Here is a 4,034-nt window from a genome sequence, read left to right on the forward strand (position 1 = left end):
GAGCTGGACACGGCCGCCCTGGTCGGCTGGCCGGTCGCGGAGCAGCGGCTCGGCTTCGACGGCTACGCGACCACGATCTACACCAGGGCGCAGGAGGCGTACGTCGTCGCCGTGCGCGACGTGCTCGCCGGCACCGCGAACCCGGAGCAGCCCAACGAGGTCGAAGTCTCCAGGCCGTCGGACGTGCTGGCCGCCAAGCAGGCCACCGACGCCACGCTGAACGCGCTCCTGCTCGGCCTCGGCGGCGTCGCGCTGCTGGTGGGCGGTGTGGGCGTGGCCAACACGATGGTCATCTCGGTGCTCGAGCGGCGTGCGGAGATCGGCCTGCGCCGCTCGCTCGGAGCCACGCGCGGCCAGATCCGACTGCAGTTCCTGGCCGAGTCGCTGCTGCTGTCGGCCATCGGCGGCGTGGGCGGCGTGCTGATCGGCATCGGTGTCACCGCGGCTTACGCGGGCTTCCAGGGCTGGCCCGCGGTCGTGCCGCTCTGGGCCATGCTCGGTGGCGTCTTCGCCACGCTGATCATCGGTGGCGTGGCGGGCTTCTACCCGGCCGTACGTGCCGCGCGGATGTCGCCGACGGAGGCGCTCGCGACTCCCTGACCTACTCCTGCTCCGTGACGACTATGACCCGGACGAGATGCCCGTGCGACTTGAAGATCCCCGGAGGGTCGCCGGGCATCACGCCTGTCACGCAGTCGTACACGTCGCCGCCCGCCTGGCGTACGAAGAAGGAGGGCTCGGCGATCACCGACAGCAGCCTGATCACGGCCCGCTGCACGTCGATGCCCTCCAGCTCCTCCTCCGGGCGGGCCCGCACCTCGTAGAAGCCGTCGTCGAGCAGCCGCTCGCCCAGCACTTCCCAGCCGGGCACGCGCCGCAGGTGGGGGAGGAGATGCGCCTCGGGCTCCTCGGTCACCCACCCCACTGTGCGCAACATCTCGTCGAGCCGCCGCACGGCGGGCAGCATCGCCGCCGCGTCGCTCACGCCGGTGAACCGCTCGTCCTCGTCCCATCGCCGCTGCCGCTCCACACGTCCGATTCTTACAAGAGAACGGCTCGAGGGAAGGGGTAACTTCGCCCCCATGGACGTGATCGACCGCGCAGAGCGATACCTGCAGCTCAACGGGCGCCTCATCGACAGGTTGCGTTTCGAGACGCTCTTCAAGGACGGGCCGCGCGAGCGGGTGCTCGACGTGCTGCGCTGCTACCAGAACGCCGACGGCGGCTTCGGCAACGCGCTCGAGCCCGACCTGCGCGGCGCGGGCAGCCAGCCGGAGCCGGTCGAGGTGGCGTTCTGGATCCTGGACGAGCTCGACGCGTTCGACTCGCCGATGGTGCCCGCCGCCTGCGACTACCTGGCAGGCGTCAGCGCGCCCGACGGCGGAGTGCCGTTCGTCCTGCCGTCCGTACGCGACACGCTTCACGCGCCGTGGTGGGAGACCCCCGACGAGCCGCCGGGGAGCCTCGTGCCCACCGCCTCGATCGCGGGGCTGCTGCACAAGCACGGCAGCACGCATCCCTGGCTGGCCGCGGCCACCGACTTCTGCTGGTCGCGAATCGCCGAGATCAGCGAGACCAACCCGTACGAGGCCAGGGCCGTCGTGACGTTCCTGGACCTGGTGCCGGACCGTCCCCGTGCGGAGGCGGAGTTCGCGCGCTTGCGCGAGGCCATCCTCGCGAGCGTCTCCTTCGATCCTGACGCGTCGGGGCACGCGCACTTCCCGCTGGACTTCGCATCCGAGCCGCTGCGGCTGCCGCTGTTCACCCAGGACGTCCTGGACACCCACCTCGACGCCTTGATCGCCGCGCAGACCGACGACGGGGGATGGAGCGGGAACTGGCTGATGTGGACCCCGCTGGTGGCGCACGAATGGGGCGGATACGTCACCGTGCTGAGGCTCAAGACGCTGCGTGCGTACGGGCGGCTGCCGGGGTTCTGTCGGTGAGGTCGCGTACGTTGGGGGCATGTACGTGGAACGGCCCCCCGGCGCGGACCTCGCCGATCGCGTCGCCTGCGTGTGGCATCAGGTCAGCGAGGCGGACAGCACGCAGCTCGTGGTGCCCGACGCCTGCATCGACCTGATCTGGGGGCCGGAGGGGCTGTTCGTGGCGGGCCCGGACACGGGGCCCATGCCGACGCCCATGGCTTCGGGCGACACGTTCGTGGGCATCCGGTTCAAGCCGGGCGCGGCGGGCGACTTCTTCGGCGTCCCGCTCCAGGAGCTCCGCGACCAGCGCGTCCCGCTGTCCGACCTCCCAGCCCTGCGCATCCCGCACGCCGACCCCACGCGGCGGCTCGACGCGATGCGTGTCGCCGTCAGAGGGCGCCTGGCCCAGGGGGCATCGGTCGATCCCGCGAGCTCCGCCATGGCCGGCGCGCTCAGGAACGGCCGCACGGTCGGGGAGGTGGCGTGGGACCTGGGCCTCAGCGAGCGCCAGCTGCATCGCCGCAGCCTGACCTCGTTCGGCTACGCGCCCAAGACCCTCCAGCGCATCGTCCGCTTCCAGCGTGCGCTGGCCCTGGCCCGCGTCGGTGTCCCGCTGGCGGAGGTGGCGGTGACGGCGGGCTATGCCGACCAGGCGCACCTGTCACACGACGTCAAGCGGCTGAGCGGGGTGTCCATGCGCGATCTCGTCTCGCTTTCCGGGGTCTCACTTTCCGGGTAGCTTCCCCGACACCAGCGCCTGTGCCCACCCGGCGCTCGGATCGCTGTCGATGAACAACGCCCTCGCCAGCAAACTGAGCGGAATGGCGAGAATGGCGCCCAGCGGCCCCAACACGAAAGTCCACACGATCAGCGAGATGAACGTCATGGTCGTGGAGAGTCCCACGGCGTCCCCCAGAAATTTGGGGAGAATGAACGATTGGGTGACGACATTGGTGACCGTGTACGCGGCGATGACGAGCAACATCTTCTGCACGCCGCCGTCCAGCAGGGCGAGCATGGCGGGCGGCAGCAGGCCGATGACGAAACCGATGTTGGGGATGTAGTTGGCGATCAGCGCGAGCACGCCCCAGAGCAGCGGTAGCGGCACGTGCAGCAGCGACAGGGCGATCACCGCGAAGACCGCGTAGATCAGCCCGAAGACGGTCGAGACAATCAGATAACGCCGCGTTTTGTGCGCGAACGTGCCCAGAGCCGTAACCAGTCGCGGCCTGTGGCCTTCGCCGGTGGTGAGGATTTTCGCGGTCATCGGCGCGTCGAGAGACATCGCCAGCAACAACACGACGATGAGAAACATCGCCGACAGAATGCCGATCAAACTGCCGAGCAGGCTCTGCGCCAATTCCACGATCTTCGCCGGATCGAACGCCTGCAGCCCTCTGTTGATCATTGCGTTGCTGAGCCCGTGCGTGGTGGCCCAGTGCTGCGCGTCGGTGAGGAGGCGGTCGAACTGGGTGGCGTACGTGGGTAGCAGCGATACGAGCTCGGTGGCCGAGATGGTCACGATGCCGGCCATGCCGAGAAGCACGAGCACGACGATGAGGAACGGCACGGCCACCTGGAGCCAGATGGGCGCGCGCCATGCGGCGAGCCGCGCGCGTATGGGGGAAACGGCGATGACGAGCACGAGTGCCAGCACGACCGGGCCGGCAATAGACGCGACCTCGCGGATTCCGTAGAGGACGACCACCGCGGCGGCGATGCCCGCCAGGAGGATGAGCGCCCGGGGCGCGGGATGATCTCGCACGTCGGGTACGTACCCCTGGCGCGCTCGCGAACCATCGATTTGACGGTTCCCGGAGGCGTACATAGAGTTCACCAGTCCCGCGAGGGCGGCGCTTGATCGCCGATCTCACTCGGGGACGACCCCTAGAACTTCCACTGCGGCGGCGTTCGCGTCTGCTCGTGAGGGCTGGTAAGTTAGAGGGGTTGTCCCGGAAACGGGGCGCGGCTTAATTTCTGCAGATCGAGCAAGTCGGGTCAATTTGACAAAGACTTGAACGGCTGAAAGAATTAAGACACAACGAAATGAACGCCTCCGAGCGAAAAGCCTGAATGGTTTCGAGTGAGGGTGTACGCGTCCGTTTC

5 protein-coding genes are annotated in these 4,034 nt (G+C 68.6%); 3 read left to right on the forward strand and 2 right to left on the reverse strand.

Annotated features, from left to right (window positions below; genetic code table 11):
* Window positions 1–600: ABC transporter permease (locus tag AB0J09_RS58325; protein WP_360711796.1), on the forward strand; the 600-nt coding region annotated here is incomplete at its 5' end.
* A gap of 1 nt (window position 601) precedes the next feature.
* Here the strand turns inward: AB0J09_RS58325 and AB0J09_RS58330 are convergent.
* Window positions 602–1,030, reverse strand: a complete 429-nt coding sequence (locus tag AB0J09_RS58330) for a hypothetical protein (protein WP_360711799.1) — start codon at window positions 1,028–1,030, stop codon at window positions 602–604.
* Between the two features lie 52 nt (window positions 1,031–1,082).
* Between AB0J09_RS58330 and AB0J09_RS58335 the strand changes: the two genes are divergently transcribed.
* Both AB0J09_RS58335 and AB0J09_RS58340 read left to right on the forward strand, forming a co-directional pair.
* Window positions 1,083–1,946, forward strand: coding sequence for a hypothetical protein (locus tag AB0J09_RS58335; RefSeq protein ID WP_360711802.1), 864 nt, complete (start codon window positions 1,083–1,085; stop codon window positions 1,944–1,946).
* 19 nt (window positions 1,947–1,965) lie between these two features.
* Window positions 1,966–2,667, forward strand: a complete 702-nt coding sequence (locus tag AB0J09_RS58340) for a helix-turn-helix transcriptional regulator (RefSeq protein WP_360711805.1) — start codon at window positions 1,966–1,968, stop codon at window positions 2,665–2,667.
* Here the strand turns inward: AB0J09_RS58340 and AB0J09_RS58345 are convergent.
* On the reverse strand, window positions 2,653–3,693 hold the full coding sequence (locus AB0J09_RS58345) for an AI-2E family transporter (protein ID WP_360711807.1): 1,041 nt from the start codon (window positions 3,691–3,693) through the stop codon (window positions 2,653–2,655). The two genes, AB0J09_RS58340 and AB0J09_RS58345, sit on opposite strands and share 15 nt — an antisense overlap.
* Between the last annotated feature and the right edge of the window lie 341 nt (window positions 3,694–4,034).

The organism is Nonomuraea sp. NPDC049784 (assembly GCF_040659615.1).
In the GTDB taxonomy this organism is placed as follows: domain Bacteria; phylum Actinomycetota; class Actinomycetes; order Streptosporangiales; family Streptosporangiaceae; genus Nonomuraea.

Coding starts and splice junctions, on each gene's coding strand:
- AB0J09_RS58335 (WP_360711802.1), top strand. CDS start 1,083: ATGGACGTGATCGACCGCGCAGAGCGATACCTGCAGCTCAACGGGCGC.
- AB0J09_RS58340 (WP_360711805.1), top strand. CDS start 1,966: ATGTACGTGGAACGGCCCCCCGGCGCGGACCTCGCCGATCGCGTCGCC.